The organism is Pelagimonas sp. KU-00592-HH (assembly GCF_040369695.1).
GTDB lineage: Bacteria > Pseudomonadota > Alphaproteobacteria > Rhodobacterales > Rhodobacteraceae > Shimia.
Map to the genome: position 1 here is coordinate 248,771 of NZ_BAABWM010000004.1, position 16,817 is coordinate 265,587.

Genomic DNA, 16,817 nt, shown 5'->3' on the forward strand with positions numbered 1-16,817 from the left:
GTCTACTCCACCAAAAGCTCCGCAAGAACGGAATTCAGAACCATCCGGCCATTCGGAAGCACCCTCAACCTCTGATCGTCCCATTCTATGAGACCCAGATCCTTCAACGTGTCCGCTTTGGTGCTACCAAAGTCTCGGCCAGCCAACTGTTTGTAACGTAGGAGATCAATTCCCTCTGACAAGCGCAAACCCATCAACATGAACTCGATCAGCTGAGATTCCCGGTCAACGCATTCCCGGAGCGACTCTCCCGAGCCTGATTGCACGGAATCCAGCCATTTTGTAGGGTTGCGCCAGCTTTCAGCGGCGTATTTCTGACCATTAAATGTAAGGCGTGCATGTGCACCCGGGCCAATCCCGGCATAATCCCCATAGCGCCAGTAGATCAGATTGTGGCGCGATTCATTGCCAACTTTGGCATAGTTAGAGACTTCATAGCCCTCAAAACCGAATTCACCGCAGATATCGAATGTCGCCTCGTACATATCGGCCGAAAGATCGTCTTCAGGAAGGCCGCGCAATTTTCCTCGGGCATAGCGGTCACCGAACGCCGTGCCATCCTCGATCGTCAACTGGTACAAAGACAGATGATCAATCGCCATAGACAGGGCTTCGCGCAATTCTGCCCGCCAATCTTCCAGCGTTTGGTCCTGTCGTGCGTAAATCAGATCAAAACTAACCCGATCAAAGGTTGTGCGGGCGATGTCAAAAGCGGCTTTGGCTTCGGAAACCGAATGAATCCGCCCCAAACGCTGCAGATCATGGTCATTCAACGCCTGGATACCCATTGAAATCCGGTTTACGCCACCTTGGCGATAGGCCTCAAATCGTCCTGCTTCAACAGTGCCCGGATTAGCCTCAAGCGTGATTTCGACATCGTTGGAAGACGGCCAGGCCCTGCGCACCTTATCAAGGATCTCGGCCACGATCTCGGGATCCATCAAACTTGGCGTGCCGCCACCAAAGAAGACCGTGTTGAGAATGCGATTTGGAGTCTCTTGAGAGACTCTGTCAATCTCGGCCAGATAGGCTCTAAGCCAGCGTTTCTGGTCTATTTTTTGCGAAACATGGCTGTTGAAGTCGCAATAGGGGCATTTGGCCTGACAGAACGGCCAATGAATGTAGAGACCAAAGCCCCCGTTTTGCCAATCCTCAGCCAAAACAGCCTGCTACGAACTTGGCAACCGCGAGACCGCGGTGGCTGATCTTGTTTTTCTCCCAGCGATCCATCTCCGCGAATGTCACGGTAAGGCCTTCGGGAATGAACATCGGATCATAGCCAAAACCGTCTTTGCCACGGATCGGCCAGGTCAACGTGCCGGGCGCGACACCCTCGAACACTTCATCATGCCCATCAGGCCAAGCCAGAACCAGCGTACTCCGGAATTGTGCCGTCCACGGCTTTGGGGCGTCTTTCGCAATCAATTCGTCATGTGCGCGAGTCATCGCCATCATGAAATCCCGGCCATTTCCGGTTTCGGCCCAATCCGCCGTATAGACACCGGGCGCACCATCCAGAGCGTCAATCGACAGGCCGGAATCATCCGAAAGTGCCGGCAAACCGGTTGCCTTTGCGGCGGCATGCGCCTTGATCCGGGCATTCCCGACAAACGTATCCTCGGTTTCTTCCGGTTCGGGCAGGTTCATTTCACCCGCGCCTACCACCTTGACGCCATAGGGCTCGAGAAGGTGGGCCACCTCCTCGAGTTTTCCCTTGTTGTGTGTTGCCACCAACAGGGTTTTTCCGTCGAATTTCCGGGTCATGCCGTCGCCGCAAGCTGCGCAGAAACCAGTTCTTCAACACCCTTGTCTGCCAGGTCGAGAAGTTGGTTCATCTGGTCGCGCGAATAGGTCGACCCTTCCGCCGACATCTGGACTTCGATCATCTGTTTGTTGCCCAGCATGATGAAATTCCCGTCAACGCCGGCTTCGGAGTCTTCCGGATAATCCAGGTCCAGAACAGGCTGGCCCGCGTAGATCCCGCAAGATACCGCGGCAACCGGCGAAATCAGCGGATCGGTGATCACGTCGCCCGCTTTCATCAGCTTGTTCACAGCAAGACGCAGCGCAACCCAGCCGCCCGTGATCGACGCGCAGCGCGTGCCGCCATCTGCCTGGATAACGTCACAGTCAACCGTGATCTGGCGTTCACCCAACGCGACACGATCCACACCAGCACGCAGAGAGCGACCAATAAGTCGTTGAATTTCAACCGTTCTTCCGCCTTGCTTACCCGCGGCAGCCTCGCGACGCATACGCGATGAGGTCGAGCGCGGCAGCATGCCGTATTCTGCTGTCACCCAACCAAGACCCGAACCCTTGATAAAGGGCGGAACGCGCGCTTCGATCGAGGCGGTGCACAGAACATGCGTATCGCCCATCTTGATCATGCAAGAGCCTTCGGCGTGTTTCGTGACATCGGTTTCAATGGAAACCGGGCGCATTTCATTCAGTTCTCTTCCCGACGGACGCATGGCGATAATCCTTTGTTGCTTGGGCATGGGGATACAAGGCCGCAGCAACGAAACGCAACCCCGATTGACCTTTCTGCCAAGGGCACTTTAATGACATTCAGGACAAGGATGAGCCATGAGCGACAGCGCCCGCATTTTCAACGAAATGAACGACCGCTCGCGCGAAGTATTTCGCCGCGTCGTCCAGGGCTATCTGGATACAGGCGATCCCGTCGGGTCTCGAACCCTCACGCGGAGCATGTCGGAAAAGGTTTCCGCGGCAACCGTGCGCAACGTGATGCAGGATTTGGAGTATCTTGGCCTTCTGGACAGCCCCCACGTCAGTGCCGGCCGCGTTCCCACGCAGATGGGATTGCGCATGTTTGTCGATGGTCTTTTGGAGGTTTCCGATCTCGATGCGCAGGACCGTCAGAAGATTGACGCGACCCTTGGCGAAGGCAACGCCGATGTTGGCGGCATGCTCGACAGGGTTGGCGCGGCCCTTTCGGGTGTAACACAGGGCGCTTCTCTGGTTCTGGCGCCAAAACACGAGGCACCGATCAAGCATATCGAGTTCGTTAGCCTTGCGCATGATCGCGCCCTTGTTGTTCTCGTTTTTGCCGATGGGCACGTTGAAAACCGCCTTTTTACACCGCCGCCCGGACAAACCCCAAGCTCGATGAGGGAAGCGGCGAACTTCCTCAATTCCATGGTCGAGGGGCTCACGCTGTCCGAATTGCAAACAAGCGTGCGCAACCAGATCAGCCAGCGCCGTCAGGAGATCGACACCCTCGCGCGTGATCTGGTCGAAAACGGGTTGGCGCTTTGGGCGGATGATGAAGGCAGCCACGAGCGCCTGATCGTGCGGGGCAGGGCAAACCTGCTGGGATCGGAAGAAGAAGCCGAAGATCTCGAACGCATCCGCACCCTGTTTGATGACCTCGAGCGCAAGCGCGACATTGCCGAATTTCTCGAACTCGCCGAAGAGGGCGACGGTGTGCGCATTTTTATTGGCTCTGAGAACAAACTTTTTTCACTTTCGGGTTCCTCTTTGGTGGTGTCTCCATATATGAACGCGGATCGAAAGATTGTGGGTGCTGTGGGCGTAATCGGCCCCAAGCGCCTTAACTATGGACGTATCGTGCCGATTGTGGATTACACGGCGCAACTGGTTGGAAAATTGATTTCCGATCGCGGTTAGAGGTTGAGAAATGGCAGAACCGAAAAAAGACGAGTTTCTGGACGACATCGAACAAGCCGAGGCCGAAGAGTTTGCCCAGAGCCTGGACGAACTCGAAGACGAGGCGGTTGAACTGGATTCGCTGCGCGCTGAGCGTGACGAGTACAAAGACCGGTTCATGCGTGCGCTGGCAGATGCCGAAAACGCGCGTAAACGCAGCGACAAAGCGCGCCGCGACGCCGAGCAATATGGCGGTTCCAAGCTGGCCCGCGATATCCTGCCGGTCTACGACAACATGAAGCGCGCGCTGGACGCGATCACCGACGAACAGAAAGAGGCTTCGGCCGCGCTGATCGAAGGGATCGAACTGACCATGCGCGAGCTGCTGAACGTTTTCAAAAAACACGGTGTTGAGATCGTAAGCCCGGCCGTTGGAGACCGGTTCGATCCGAACATGCACGAAGCCATGTTCGAAGCGCCGCTGCCTGGCACCAAATCGGGCGACATCATCCAGGTATCGGCCGAAGGCTTCATGCTGCACGATCGCCTGCTGCGCCCCGCGCAGGTGGGCGTTTCGTCCTTCACTGGCTAAAAAACAAAGCCCCCGACGCAAGTTCGGGGGCTTTTTCTTTGGGATATTGGCGCGTGTCGCGCTAGCCCAGCTTTTCCTTCAAAGCATAAAGAACCTGAAGCGCCTCTCGCGGGCTCAAGTCATCGGGATGCACATCGCCCAGCATTTCCTCAACCGGCGAGGGGCCCTTGGCCGCTACCGGTTGCGGTGCCGGCGTCGCGGCGAAAAGCGGAAGATCATCGATCAACGCCTTCTGACCTGACCCTTCACGCTCGCCCTTTTCCAGAGCCTCCAGAACAACGCGCGCACGCTCGACAACGACTGGCGGTAATCCGGCGAGTTGTGCAACCTGCACCCCGTAACTGCGATCCGCCGCCCCTTTTTTGACTTCGTGCAGGAAGATGACCTCGCCTTCCCACTCCCGAACCGTCACTGTGGCGTTTTCAACACCGCCAAGCTTTTCAGAAAGCGCCGTCATTTCATGATAGTGCGTGGCAAACAGGGCGCGCGATTTGTTCACGTCATGCAGATGTTCCAGCGTGGCCCATGCGATCGACAAACCATCATAGGTCGCGGTGCCGCGGCCGATCTCGTCAAGAATAACCAGCGCGCGATCATCGGCCTGATTCAGGATCGCGGCGGTTTCCACCATTTCAACCATGAAAGTGGATCGCCCGCGCGCCAGATCATCCGAGGCGCCAACGCGGCTGAACAACTGGCTCACCACGCCAATCCGCGCTTCGGTTGCCGGCACAAAACTCCCCATCTGCGCGAGAAGGGCAATCAACGCGTTCTGACGCAGAAAGGTCGATTTACCGGCCATGTTCGGACCAGTCAAAAGCCAGATGCTCGCTTCATCCCCGCCGGAAAGATCGCAGTCATTGGCGACAAAAGGCGACCCGCCCTGCTTGCGCAAGGCCGCCTCAACCACCGGATGGCGTCCGCCTTCCACGTGAAAGTCACGGCTTTCGTTCACGTCCGGACGACACCAGCTTTCCTCAATGGCCAGTTCGGCCAACGCAGTGGCCAAATCCAGTTCCGCGAGCCCCCTTGATGCGCTTGAAACCTGTCCCGCTGCGTCCAGAATAGACCCTTTTAAGGTGTCATAGAGACGTTTTTCGATCTCAAGCGCCCGATTCCCCGCATTCAGGATCTTGGTTTCCATCTCAGAGAGCTCCACGGTTGTGAAGCGCACCTGATTGGCGGTTGTCTGGCGGTGAATGAAGGTCTCGGACAGCGGCGCGGACATCATCGCATCGGCATGTTTTGCCGTTGTTTCAATGAAATAGCCCAGAACGTTATTGTGCTTGATCTTGAGAGAGGCAATTCCCGTCATTTCCGAATACTGGGATTGCATCCCCGCGATCACGCCGCGCCCTTCGTCGCGCAACGTCCGGCTTTCGTCCAGCTCGTCATCGTATCCCGGCGCGATGAATCCGCCATCCCGCGCCAGAAGGGGCGGATCGGCCACAAGCGCCTGATCCAGCAGGTCCAACAGTTCTTCATGCCCCCCCAGAGCCTCTACCGCATCGGCCAGATCATCGGACAATTGTGCCGAATTCAGGCTCGAATAAAGCGATTCTGCTTGGTTTAGGCCATTTCGGATCGCGGCAAGGTCACGCGGGCCGCCTCGGTCCAAAGACAAACGTGACAGCGCCCGATCCAGATCGGGGACCTTCTTGAGGCTGTCACGCAAATCACGCGCAATCTGACGGTTTTCCACCATGTTAGAGACTGAATCGTGCCGACCCTGAATCACCGAAAGCCGCCGCGACGGGCTGGATAGGCGTTGTTCAAGAAGCCGGGCGCCACTCGGGGTTACCGTCTTGTCGATGGTCGCGAGCAATGAACCTGCCTTACCCCCCGAAAGCGCATGGGTCAGTTCAAGGTTCCGGCGCGTCGCGGCATCAATCTGCATCACGCCCTGCGTTGCTTCCCGTACCGGCGGTTGCAAAAGCGGCAGTTTGCCTTTTTGGGTCAGTTCAAGATAGTCGACAATTGCGCCGAGCGCCCCGATTTCTGGGCGGGTAAAGGTTCCGAAGGCATCCAGCGAAGACGTCTTGAACAGCGTCGCAACACGCTTTTCCGCACTGGTCGAGTCAAAAGACCCACGCGACATAGGTGTAAGGGAAACCCCAACATCCGAGACTGTTTCGTACAATTCCGCCTCTGATCCCTCGGCGACAAGAAGTTCCGACGGGGCCAGCCGCGCCAGTTCCGGGCCAAGACGCACGGGCGAAACGGGCATCACGTAAAGCGATCCGGTCGAAATATCCGCCCAGGCCAGCGCAGCCTCGTCCCGCACGGTCGCAAAGGCTGCAAGGAAATTGTGCCTGCGCGCATCCAAAAGGGAATCTTCGGTCAGGGTGCCCGGAGTAACAAGCCGCACAACTTCCCGTTTCACAACAGCCTTGTAGCCGCGCTTCTTGGCCTCAGCCGGGCTTTCCATCTGTTCGCAAACAGCAACGCGAAACCCTTTTCGGATCAGGGTCAGGAAATAGCCCTCGGCCGCATGATGCGGCACACCGCACATCGGGATCTCGGCACCGTCGTGTTTGCCGCGCTTGGTCAGCGCGATATCCAGCGCCTCGGCCGCCGCAACGGCATCATCAAAGAACATCTCGTAAAAGTCGCCCATTCGATAAAACAAAAGGGCGTCCGGATACTCGGCCTTGATCTCGAGATATTGCGCCATCATCGGCGTGACGGCCGGTTTGCCTGCGTTCACTGCTGTTTCCCCCAAGATAGTGCAGACAGACTTAGCAAAATCGTCGCAGAGGACGAAAGGCGAAAACGCGTTAAGAACTGGCGCAAACAGGTTGAGAGAGTCCGTAGGCTCGTCTATGACGCCTTTGACCCGAAAAAGGACGCTATTTGATGACCAAGACCAAAGTCACACCCGAAGAGGCCCTAGCCTTCCACCTTGAACCGACCCCGGGCAAGTTCGAGATCAAGGCATCGGTCCCGATGACCACCCAGCGCGATCTTTCGCTGGCCTATAGCCCTGGTGTGGCGGTTCCTTGCGAAGCAATCGCTGCCGATCCCTCGACTGCTTATGACTATACCAACAAGGGCAACCTTGTTGCGGTCATTTCGAACGGTACGGCGGTTCTTGGTCTGGGCAACCTCGGCGCACTTGGTTCTAAGCCGGTGATGGAAGGCAAGGCAGTTCTTTTTAAACGCTTCGCCGATGTGAACTCGATCGACATCGAGTTGGATACCGAAGATCCGGAAGAGTTCATCAAGGCGGTCAAGCTGATGGGCCCCACCTTTGGCGGCATCAATCTCGAAGACATCAAGGCGCCCGAGTGCTTCATCATCGAGCAGCAACTCAAGGCAGAGATGGATATTCCGGTTTTCCACGACGACCAGCACGGCACCGCCGTGATCTGCGCCGCTGGCCTTCTGAACGCGCTGTATATCTCGGGCAAGAAAATCGAAGACTGCAAAATCGTGCTCAACGGGGCAGGGGCTGCGGGCATTGCATGTATCGAACTGCTCAAATCGATGGGTGCGAAACATGAAAATTGTATCGTTTGCGATACCAAGGGCGTGATCTATCAGGGCCGTACCGAAGGTATGAACCAATGGAAATCGGCCCACGCGATCAAGACCGATCTCCGCACACTCGAAGAGGCCATGAAAGATGCCGACGTCTTCCTTGGTGTTTCGGTCAAGGGCGCCGTGACCCAGGATATGGTCGCGTCGATGGCGGATGATCCCGTGATCTTTGCCATGGCCAACCCCGATCCGGAAATCACACCGGAAGAAGCGCACGCAGTACGCGCTGATGCCATCGTTGCCACGGGCCGCTCGGACTATCCGAACCAGGTGAACAACGTGCTTGGCTTCCCCTACCTGTTCCGCGGTGCTCTCGACATTCACGCCCGTGCCATCAATGACGAAATGAAAATCGCATGCGCCGAAGCCCTTGCAGAGTTGGCCCGCGAAGACGTGCCCGACGAGGTCGCGATGGCCTATGGTCGCAAGCTTTCCTTCGGTCGCGACTACATTATTCCCACACCGTTTGATCCGCGTCTCATCTTCCGCATTCCGCCGGCAGTCGCCAAGGCTGGCATGGACACCGGTGTTGCCCGCCGTCCGATCATCGACATGCAGGGCTACGAAGACAGCCTGAAATCGCGGATGGATCCGACGGCGTCGATCCTGCGCAGCCTGAATGCCCGCGCCCGCAACGCGCAGGCCCGCATGATCTTTGCCGAAGGCGACGACCCCCGCGTTCTGCGCGCCGCCGTAACCTATCAGCGTTCCGGCCTCGGCAAGGCGCTGGTTGTTGGTCGTGAAGATGACGTGAAAAAGAAGCTCGAGGCTGCCGGCCTTGGCGATGCCGTTCGCGAAATTGAAGTGGTCAACGCCAAGAACACCCGCCACCTCGATACCTACGTCGACTTCCTCTACGAACGTTTGCAACGAAAAGGGTTTGACCGTCACGACGTGTTCAAACTGGCCGCGCGTGATCGCCACGTGTTCTCGTCGCTGATGCTTCAACACGGGCATGGCGACGGCCTCGTCACCGGTGCCACCCGTAAATCCGCCCACGTTCTTGGCCTCATCAACCACGTGTTTGATGCCGATGCAGAACATGGCGCTGTTGGTGTGACCGCGCTTCTTCACAACGGCCGCATCGTTCTTGTGGCCGACACGCTTGTTCATGAATGGCCGGATGAAACCGATCTGGCAAACATCGCCGAACGCGCAGCAGGCGTTGCCCGTCACATGGGCCTCGAGCCGCGCGTGGCCTTTGTCAGCTTCTCGACCTTCGGCTACCCGGTGTCGGAACGTGCCGAAAAGATGCACATCGCGCCCCGCGTACTGGACGCTCGCGGTGTCGATTTCGAATACGAAGGCGAGATGACAGTCGACGTCGCCCTGAATCCCAAGGCGCAGGAAAGTTATCCGTTCCAACGCCTGACTGGTCCCGCCAACATTCTGGTCGTACCCGCCCGCCACTCGGCGTCGATCTCAACCAAACTGCTTCAGGAAATGGCCGGCGCAACCGTGATTGGCCCGATCCTCTCGGGCGTCGACAAGTCGATTCAGATCTGCTCGACCGGCTCCACCGCCAACGACATCCTGAACATGGCGATCCTCGCGGCCTGCAAAGTCGGCTAACCGCGGATCAGCTTGAAGTTTTTGACGGGTCGGGCAAACTTGTCCGGCCCGTTTTCTTTGGCCCTCACACTTGGACAAACCCAATGGCGATCTACAATCTCGGTTCGATCAATGCCGATTACTTCTACCGCGTCCCGCACCTTCCCGCGCCGGGGGAAACTTTGGCGGCCTCTGCCATGAGCCGCGGGCTTGGCGGCAAGGGGGCCAACATGTCGGTCGCGGCGGCCCGCGCCGGCGCGCATGTGGCCCATATCGGCGCGGTTGGGTCCGATGGCGCGTGGGCGGTTGAGAGGATGATGGAATATGGCGTCGACACCCGCGCCATTGCCCGGATCGAAGAACCCACGGGCCACGCCATTATCAACGTTGATCCCTCAGGCGAGAACGCCATCGTCATCTATCCCGGTGCCAATCGCCTGATTTCCGAAGACCAGATCGGCCTTGTCCTATCCGAGGCGTCCCCTGGGGACACCCTGATCTTTCAGAACGAAACCAACGCACAGGTCTTTGCCGCGCAAACAGCCAAGAGCCTCGGTCTGCGCGTGATCTGTTGTCCTGCTCCTTATGAAACCGAAGCTCTGGAAGCCGCGCTTCCCTTTGCCGACGTCGTCATCCTGAACGAAGTCGAACTGAAGCAGCACAAGGCCGCCACCGGTGAAGCGATCGGGCAGGGGCGCGCGCTCAAGATCATTGTGACATTGGGGGCCCGTGGTTGCGTGTTGATAGACACTATTTCAGGCGAAAAGCACGAATTCCCCGCGCCCAAGGTCACGCCCGTCGACGCGACAGGGGCCGGTGATACCTTTGCGGGATATGTTGCTGCGGGGCTTGATCGGGGTCAGCCGATCGAACAGGCAATCGACCTAGCGATCCGTGCCTCTGCGCTCATGGTGACTCGCGAGGGCACTGCAGATGTCATTCCTGATCTTGCAGAGGTAAGGGCCGCCGGTTTTTGACAGGGGCGGCAGCCCGCTACCCGGGTTAAGCCCTTAGTGACCGACAAAAGGTGCCGCATCACCCCAAAGCTGCGCGACGCGCGCATCGCGGCCACAGGCTTCGCGATAGCGTTTATATGCTTCGGATTGGCGTTTCGGCCCGAACCGCGTCAGGACAAGCTTTGAACCCTTGTAGTAATCCTGGTGGTACGCTTCGGCATCGTAAAACCGGCCTTCCTCAAGGATCGGCGTCACAATTTTACGCCCCAGCGCACTTTGTGCTTCGGCCTTGGATTTCTCTGCAAGGGACTTTTCCGCCTTGTTAGAGACGAAAATGGCTGTTCGATAGCTGTTTCCACGGTCACAGAATTGGCCACCCGCATCCGTCGGATCAACCGAACGGAAAAACTTGTGCAACAGCTCTCTCCGGCTCACCACGTTCGGATCAAAAATGATCTTTACTGCCTCGTAGTGGCCCGAGCCTCCACGAGTCACATCCTTGTAGCTGGGGTTCTTGGTCTTTCCGCCGGTGTATCCGGAAACGGCTTCCTTTACGCCCTTCACGCTTTCAAAATCGCTCTCGACGCACCAAAAACACCCTCCTGCTACGATCAAGGTATCTTCGGCGGCTTTCGCTTGGGTGCCGTGTGCAAGAAGACCAATTGAGATGAGTGCTCCCAGTACAATGGGCTTAGCTTTGAGAACCAGACGCATGATGAAACCTCCTGATATGGAGTAGCCTGCTGCGCAACAACGCGAAGCACAATCCCATGCAATCGAATGTCACGGGTTGGTGACCACAGTTTACCCCTTGGAAGTCTGTCCTGAGGCTCCTAGCCTCGCGAGAAAGAGGGAGAGCTCGAAATGGACGATCACGTCACGACGCACCAGGCCGAAGACGATGCGCGAAACGAAAACATCCTGATCTATTTGAATGGTCGAATCGTTCCCAAGGCCGAAGCCGTGGTAAGCGTCTATGATTCCGGTTTCATGCTTGGTGACGGTGTCTGGGAGGGGTTGCGGCTTTATCAGGGGCACTGGGCCTTCCTTGATGAACACATGGACCGCCTGTTCGAAGCCGCCAAGGCAATTGATCTCGACATCGGCATGTCCAAAGACGCCGTGAAACAGGCGCTGGAAGATACCCGCGCCGCGAATGGCATGACCACCGATGCCCATGCCCGCCTTATGGTTACACGCGGTGTCAAAACCCGCCCGTTTCAGCACCCGGGCCTGTCCCGACAGGGGCCAACGATAACCATCATCATGGAACATTCCAGGCCATCGATCCCACGCCCGATTCGCCTGGCCACGGTACCCCATATCCGCGGCCTCCCTATGACACAGGACCCAAAGCTCAATTCGCATTCCAAGTTGAACTGCATCCTCGCCTGTATCGCTGCCGAAAAGGCAGGGGCAGATGAAGGCCTCATGCTGGATGTGAATGGCTTTGTGAATACGACCAATGCCTGCAACTTTTTCATCGTGCGTAAGGGCGAAGTTTGGACCTCAACCGGCGATTACTGCATGAACGGCATCACCCGCCAAAAGGTGATCGACCTGTGCCGCGCAGACGGCATTCCGGTGTTCGAGCGCAACTACTCACTCGTGGATACCTATGGCGCCGACGAGGCATTTCTCACCGGAACATTCGGCGCCCAGACGCCCGTGGGCGATATTGACGGGCGGCAGATTGGCAGCGGAGAAATGGGGCCGGTGACCAACCGCATTCGCGCGCTCTACAAAGATTTGGTCGCCCGCAATGTCGAAAGCTGAATCCCGCACCTCCGCAATACCGACGTAATACCGACGTGATACAGACAGGCAAAATCCGATGAAAATCGCCATGTGGTCCGGCCCGCGAAACCTCTCGACAGCCATGATGTACAGCTTTGGAAATCGCTCGGATTGCGCCGTCGTGGACGAACCATTCTACGCCGCTTACCTTGCCAGGACGGGCCTTGATCACCCGATGCGAGACGAGATTCTGGCATCGCAATCACTGGATCCCGAGGTGGTTTCCCGATCTCTGGTTGGGGAAGTTCCAGAGGGAAAAACCGTTTTCTATCAAAAGCATATGACGCAACACATGATCCCTGGCATACCAAGGGAGTGGATGAAAGACTGCGTCAACGTCTTCCTCATTCGTCATCCCGCCCGCGTCATCGCCAGCTATGCCGCCAAGCGTGAGAACCCCACGGTGAACGACATCGGCTTTCGTCAACAGGTCGAATTGTTCGATCTAGTTAAGGGGTGGGGGCAAACTCCAATTGTCGTCGATAGTCACGACATACGATATAACCCTATGAAAGAATTGAAAAAAATATGTACTAAGCTTGAACTGGACTTCGAAGATGCCATGCTCAAATGGCCCCGCGGCGGCCACAAGGACGATGGCGTCTGGGCCCCGCATTGGTACAGTGCGGTCTGGAACTCTTCCGGTTTCGCAGGGCCCGAAGGCCCCTTGCCGAGCGTCCCCCAGCATCTTCAAAAAGTGCTGGATGAGGCTATGATCTACTACCGCAAGATGCAGTCTGAGAAGGCGTGAAAGCGCGCAAAATCAGAAACTTAACTGATTAGCTTCCCAAGCTTCATCGCAACGCCCATATCGCCGGATACTTTCAGCTTGCCCATCATGACACCGGTCATCGGGTTGAGCTTCCCAGTCAACAACTTGGTTAGGTTGTCCTTGGAAATCCGAATGGTGCAGTCGGTTTCCTGATCCTCTGTGCTGGCTGATGCATCCTTGAGAACGATTACCCCATCGTCTCCACAATCGAATTTTAGACTGCCATCAAAGGACTTACCCGCCAAACCCGATTGAATTCCATCCGCAATTTGTTGCAACGCCATGTCTCACTCCCAAAGAAAACGCCCCGCCTAGAGTGCTAGGGGGGCGTTCATATTCAGGCAATGCTGACGTTGCTGGAGCTTACTTGCCCACACGCTTGTTGCGCATCGCGATCAGCTTGAGACGCAGGGCCTGCAGCTGGATAAAGCCCGCCGCGTCCTTCTGGTCATACGCGCCAGCATCCTCTTCGAAAGTCACGTGCTCTTCCGAATAGAGCGAATGCTCAGACCAGCGACCAACCGTCGAAGCCAGGCCTTTGTACAGTTTCACGCGAACGGTGCCGGTGACGTGCTCTTGGCTCAGATCGATGGCGGCTTGCAACATTTCGCGCTCGGGCGAGTACCAGAAACCATTGTAGATCAGCTCGGCATATTGCGGCATGAGCTGGTCTTTCAGGTGCATCGCACCGCGATCCATCGTGATCGACTCGATCCCACGGTGGGCTTCGATCAGGATCGTGCCGCCAGGTGTTTCGTAGATGCCGCGCGATTTCATGCCAACAAAACGGCCCTCAACGAGGTCAAGACGGCCAATGCCGTGCTTGCGACCGTATTCGTTCAGTTCCGTCAGAATGGTTGCCGGCGACATGGCGACGCCATTGATGCTTACCGGGTCACCCTTTTCAAAGCCGATCTCGATATACTCCGGAGTGTCGGGTGCATCTTCGGGATGCACGGTGCGCTGGAACACATAGTCGGGTGCCATTTGCGCCGGATCTTCCAGAACCTTGCCTTCGGAAGAGGTGTGCAGAAGGTTTGCATCTACAGAGAACGGGGCCTCGCCACGTTTGTCTTTTGCGATCGGAATCTGGTTCTTCTCGGCAAAGTCGATCAAGCGGGTCCGCGAAGTCAGATCCCACTCACGCCAGGGTGCAATCACCTTGATGTCGGGGTTCAGCGCATAAGCAGCCAGTTCGAAACGGACTTGGTCGTTGCCCTTGCCTGTCGCACCGTGCGCGACGGCGTCTGCGCCGGTTTCTTCGGCGATTTCAATTAGACGCTTCGAAATCAGAGGGCGCGCGATCGAGGTGCCAAGAAGGTACAGGCCTTCGTACTGCGCGTTGGCGCGGAACATGGGGAACACGAAGTCGCGCACGAATTCTTCGCGGATGTCCTCGATATAGATGTTCTCGGGTTTGATACCGAGAAGTTCTGCCTTTTTGCGGGCAGGATCGAGTTCTTCACCCTGACCCAGATCGGCGGTGAAGGTCACCACTTCGCAACCATATTCGGTTTGCAGCCACTTCAGGATGATCGAGGTATCAAGGCCGCCGGAATAGGCCAGAACAACTTTCTTGGGCGCGGACATGTTTTCTTCCCCTTATACGTATATCGAGGGCGCGATAACGGGTTTTCCACACTAGGGCAAGGTGCAGGCAGAACCATAGAAGAGAAATCGATCGAAATCCCTTAAATTGGCTTTGTTTACTGCGGATTTCAGCCTGGAAACCCTGTTGTTTCAGCCAATGCTGGAAGGTTTGGGAATAGACCGCTTCAGTTGTTTGAGCCGGGTCTCCAGCTCCAATTGAAACTCATTCAGAGAGTCCTCATAAGTTGCAAGCAAGCCAGGCAAATTAACGAGCTCCTCATTGCCCTCGGAAACCAGTGTTTCCCCTGTTTGGCAAACCAGCGAGAAACTGTTGAACCCAAGATTTAGAGCACAGCCTTTCAGAAAATGCAGATCCGCCTCCAGATTAGAGCGAGAAGAATTTTCCTCAAGCCGGCAAATTGCTTGACCGACCTCCTCCAGAAATAGCGCGACGACAGAGTCAAAATCCTCTGGCCCAATTTCTTCGTGCAATTCTTCAACGCGATCCCAATTGATCATTCCTTACCTCGCAGTCGCCCGAGACGACTGTGACATGGAATCCTTAAGAAATGAGCGCCACGACAAACAGTATCGAGCGCAGTTGGGTTGAGGTCTTGTTAAGGCACAACGTGATAACAATGGTCCTGTGAACTCGAGCGACTGTCCCGGTAGATCCACCTTTGTCACTTCAAAAGCACCAAGATGTACCAACCAAATCACCACCAAGAGCTATCAAGCGTGTGCTATTGGTCGATGACAGCCGGCTTCAACGTCGGATTCTATCCGCGTCCTTGGTTCGCGATGGGTATGAGGTTCATGAAGCCGCTTCTGGCGAGGAAGCGCTCCAACATTGCCTTCACCAGCGCCCAGATCTGATTATCAGCGATTGGGTCATGCCGGGAATGGACGGCCTCGAATTCTGTCAGGCTTTTCGGGCACTTCCGTCAGATGGCTACGGATATTTTATTTTGCTGACCTCCAAGAGCGAGAAGGCAGAGGTTGCCAGGGGATTGGAGAGTGGAGCAGATGACTTCATTTCCAAGCCGGTCAATGCGCATGAACTCAGGGCAAGGATCAACGCTGGTGATCGAATCCTCCGGATGCAGAAGGAGTTGACGCAAAAGAATGAAGTTATTTCCCAAACACTAGGCGAATTGAGAAGGTTGTATGGCTTGTTGGACAACGATTTGCTGGAAGCCAAAAAGCTTCAACAGTCTTTGGTTAAAGAGACTTTTCAGGTTTTCGATAGGGGGTCTGTTTCCTACATGCTTCAACCAAGCGGGCATGTAGGTGGCGATCTCGTTGGTCACTACAGGATTAGCCCCCACCAAATCGGCCTTTATGCACTGGACGTGTCAGGACATGGGGTCAGTTCCGCACTTATGACCGCAAGGTTAGCTGGCTATCTTTCGTCCAATTCCGCGGATCAGAACATCGCACTAGTTTCAAATGAGAACAGTGAAACAAAGTATCTCGCGCCTTCGCAGGTCGCCGCGAGGCTAAATAACATCCTGCTTTCTGAACTCGAAACGGAGCACTATTTCACAATGCTTCTGGCGGTTTTGGATCTTAAGTTGGGCAGAGTTTCGATGACTCAGGCTGGACATCCGCATCCAGTGATTTTGCGCAAAACAGGGAAGGTTGAATTTCTTGGGTCGGGAGGGTTTCCAATTGGCCTGATTAAAGACGTGGAATATCAGGAACTTGAAGTGGACCTCAACGAGGGAGACCGTCTTTTAATCCTGTCAGATGGAGTCACGGAATGCTCCGGGCCTGATGGTCACCTGCTAGGTGAAAGCGCCTTGTCGAAGTTGTTATACCAACTGAGAAACCAGCCCGTCGAAACGATGTTGGCCGACCTCCACAAAAGACTCATCGCCTTTTCTGGAAGTGAAAAGATGTCTGATGATGTCTCCGGAATTTTGTTTGAATTCAGTCCCTGCGCCCGTCATTGCAAACATGTGGCCGCAAAATGCTGATCGCCTGAATTCGCCAGAACCCCGATCGCCTCACTTGCTGGCAACCAAAAAGCTGAATGCAGGGGTTCAGTCGGAGGGCCCAATCGAAGCGCAGGTCTCGCGACATATATCGTACAGACCTTTTCCGCCCAGAGATCGTACTCTGGCATGAACACGAAGCGCCGAAATGCCCCCAAACGTTTCGGTGCGGAAATTGTCCAGCCCGTTTCCTCGTATACTTCTCTGTGAAGAGCGAAGACAGGGGACTCGCCTGGGTCGATGCCGCCCCCGGGCAGTTGGAATTCCGGATCCGGCTCTTCTTGAAATGTCAGAAGCATATCCGATCCTTGAAGCAGGACGGCATAGACGCCGGGTCGGGCCCGGTATTTGACATCGGCTCTCGGAGGTTGCCCAAATCGTCGTATCAC

16 protein-coding genes are annotated in these 16,817 nt (G+C 56.2%); 7 read left to right on the forward strand and 9 right to left on the reverse strand.

What is annotated here, in order from left to right; genetic code table 11:
* Positions 1 to 2: 2 nt before the first annotated feature.
* From hemW to rph, 3 genes are read right to left on the reverse strand one after another with little or no spacing between them, the layout of a single operon-like run.
* Complete coding sequence (hemW, locus tag ABWV42_RS16495) at positions 3 to 1,160, reverse strand: radical SAM family heme chaperone HemW (RefSeq protein WP_353341143.1); 1,158 nt, start codon at positions 1,158 to 1,160, stop codon at positions 3 to 5.
* Positions 1,153 to 1,764, reverse strand: a complete 612-nt coding sequence (rdgB, locus tag ABWV42_RS16500; protein WP_353341144.1) for an RdgB/HAM1 family non-canonical purine NTP pyrophosphatase — start codon at positions 1,762 to 1,764, stop codon at positions 1,153 to 1,155. The genes hemW and rdgB overlap by 8 nt, the downstream gene beginning before the upstream one ends.
* Positions 1,761 to 2,474 (reverse strand): ribonuclease PH, encoded by a 714-nt coding sequence (rph, locus tag ABWV42_RS16505; RefSeq protein ID WP_353341405.1) that lies wholly within the window; start codon positions 2,472 to 2,474, stop codon positions 1,761 to 1,763. Before rph ends, rdgB begins: the two co-directional genes overlap by 4 nt.
* Positions 2,475 to 2,589: 115 nt before the next feature.
* Here rph and hrcA point away from each other — a divergent pair, with 115 nt between their 5' ends.
* Together hrcA and ABWV42_RS16515 are read left to right on the forward strand one after the other, a co-directional pair.
* Positions 2,590 to 3,654 (forward strand): heat-inducible transcriptional repressor HrcA, encoded by a 1,065-nt coding sequence (gene hrcA, locus ABWV42_RS16510; protein ID WP_353341145.1) that lies wholly within the window; start codon positions 2,590 to 2,592, stop codon positions 3,652 to 3,654.
* Positions 3,655 to 3,664: 10 nt separating this feature from the next.
* Complete coding sequence (locus ABWV42_RS16515) at positions 3,665 to 4,225, forward strand: nucleotide exchange factor GrpE (protein WP_255107183.1); 561 nt, start codon at positions 3,665 to 3,667, stop codon at positions 4,223 to 4,225.
* A gap of 61 nt (positions 4,226 to 4,286) precedes the next feature.
* Here the strand turns inward: ABWV42_RS16515 and mutS are convergent, their stop codons facing one another.
* On the reverse strand, positions 4,287 to 6,902 hold the full coding sequence (gene mutS, locus ABWV42_RS16520; RefSeq protein ID WP_353341406.1) for a DNA mismatch repair protein MutS: 2,616 nt from the start codon (positions 6,900 to 6,902) through the stop codon (positions 4,287 to 4,289).
* Between the two features lie 179 nt (positions 6,903 to 7,081).
* Between mutS and ABWV42_RS16525 the strand changes: the two genes are divergently transcribed.
* Both ABWV42_RS16525 and ABWV42_RS16530 read left to right on the forward strand, forming a co-directional pair.
* Positions 7,082 to 9,337, forward strand: a complete 2,256-nt coding sequence (locus ABWV42_RS16525; RefSeq protein ID WP_353341146.1) for an NADP-dependent malic enzyme — start codon at positions 7,082 to 7,084, stop codon at positions 9,335 to 9,337.
* An 83-nt stretch (positions 9,338 to 9,420) separates the two neighbouring features.
* Positions 9,421 to 10,293 carry a ribokinase gene (locus ABWV42_RS16530; protein ID WP_353341147.1) on the forward strand — a complete coding sequence of 291 codons (873 nt, stop codon included), beginning with the start codon at positions 9,421 to 9,423 and terminating at the stop codon, positions 10,291 to 10,293.
* 33 nt (positions 10,294 to 10,326) lie between these two features.
* Here ABWV42_RS16530 and msrA read toward each other — a convergent pair whose 3' ends face one another.
* Positions 10,327 to 10,986: a peptide-methionine (S)-S-oxide reductase MsrA gene (msrA, locus tag ABWV42_RS16535; RefSeq protein ID WP_255107180.1), complete on the reverse strand. Its 660-nt coding sequence runs from the start codon at positions 10,984 to 10,986 to the stop codon at positions 10,327 to 10,329.
* A gap of 150 nt (positions 10,987 to 11,136) precedes the next feature.
* Here msrA and ABWV42_RS16540 point away from each other — a divergent pair, with 150 nt between their 5' ends.
* Positions 11,137 to 12,048: a D-amino acid aminotransferase gene (locus ABWV42_RS16540; protein ID WP_353341148.1), complete on the forward strand. Its 912-nt coding sequence runs from the start codon at positions 11,137 to 11,139 to the stop codon at positions 12,046 to 12,048.
* Positions 12,049 to 12,106: 58 nt separating this feature from the next.
* Complete coding sequence (locus ABWV42_RS16545) at positions 12,107 to 12,820, forward strand: sulfotransferase-like domain-containing protein (RefSeq protein ID WP_353341149.1); 714 nt, start codon at positions 12,107 to 12,109, stop codon at positions 12,818 to 12,820.
* Between the two features lie 20 nt (positions 12,821 to 12,840).
* Here the strand turns inward: ABWV42_RS16545 and ABWV42_RS16550 are convergent, their stop codons facing one another.
* The 3 genes from ABWV42_RS16550 to ABWV42_RS16560 form a co-directional block, all read right to left on the reverse strand.
* The gene (locus ABWV42_RS16550; RefSeq protein ID WP_353341150.1) at positions 12,841 to 13,125 is read right to left on the reverse strand and encodes an SCP2 sterol-binding domain-containing protein; all 285 of its coding nucleotides are present in this window, start codon (positions 13,123 to 13,125) and stop codon (positions 12,841 to 12,843) included.
* 79 nt (positions 13,126 to 13,204) lie between these two features.
* Positions 13,205 to 14,431, reverse strand: a complete 1,227-nt coding sequence (locus ABWV42_RS16555; RefSeq protein WP_255107176.1) for an argininosuccinate synthase — start codon at positions 14,429 to 14,431, stop codon at positions 13,205 to 13,207.
* Between the two features lie 150 nt (positions 14,432 to 14,581).
* Positions 14,582 to 14,950 carry an Hpt domain-containing protein gene (locus ABWV42_RS16560; RefSeq protein ID WP_353341151.1) on the reverse strand — a complete coding sequence of 123 codons (369 nt, stop codon included), beginning with the start codon at positions 14,948 to 14,950 and terminating at the stop codon, positions 14,582 to 14,584.
* A 161-nt stretch (positions 14,951 to 15,111) separates the two neighbouring features.
* Between ABWV42_RS16560 and ABWV42_RS16565 the strand changes: the two genes are divergently transcribed.
* Positions 15,112 to 16,410: a PP2C family protein-serine/threonine phosphatase gene (locus ABWV42_RS16565; RefSeq protein WP_353341152.1), complete on the forward strand. Its 1,299-nt coding sequence runs from the start codon at positions 15,112 to 15,114 to the stop codon at positions 16,408 to 16,410.
* Here the strand turns inward: ABWV42_RS16565 and ABWV42_RS16570 are convergent.
* Positions 16,380 to 16,817 (reverse strand): NUDIX hydrolase, encoded by a 438-nt coding sequence (locus ABWV42_RS16570; protein WP_353341153.1) that lies wholly within the window; start codon positions 16,815 to 16,817, stop codon positions 16,380 to 16,382. The genes ABWV42_RS16565 and ABWV42_RS16570 overlap by 31 nt on opposite strands.